Origin of the sequence: Anaerostipes butyraticus (assembly GCF_016586355.1) — a bacterium.
Taxonomy (GTDB): Bacteria; Bacillota; Clostridia; order Lachnospirales; family Lachnospiraceae; genus Anaerostipes; species Anaerostipes butyraticus.
Window position 1 is genome coordinate 1 of the sequence record NZ_BLYI01000066.1, and the last position, 430, is coordinate 430.

The 430-nt window shown below is 49.3% G+C and carries 1 protein-coding gene; it reads left to right on the top strand.

What is annotated here, in order from left to right; genetic code table 11:
- Positions 1–430: transposase (locus tag JMF81_RS14570; protein WP_201312162.1), on the top strand; the 430-nt coding region annotated here is incomplete at both ends.

Below are 430 nucleotides of genomic sequence, written 5' to 3' on the forward strand. Positions count from 1 at the left end.
CCCCGGCATTGGAAATACCAGCGCACAGGCGATCATTTCGGTCCTTGGCACGGACATGGAGCGGTTTCCCAGCGATGGGCACTTGGCCTCATGGGCTGGATTATGTCCGGGCGATAACGAGAGTGCGAAAAAGCGAAAGTCAGGCAAGGCCCGAAAAGGAAACGCTTTCCTGCGGGAGACACTTGTTGTCAGTGCACACAGTGCGGTAAAGAATAAAAGATCCTACTTCTATGCACAGTTCATGAGAATCAGCGCACATCGTGGGAAAAAGCGGGCCTATGACGCAGTCGCTCATTCAATGCTGATCGCCATTTATCATATCCTCAAGGATGGGGTGGCTTTTCAAGATCTTGGAGCTGATTACTATAATCAGTTCAATAAGGAACGTAAGATCCATGCATATCTCAAAAAGTTAAAAGCGCTTGGCTGG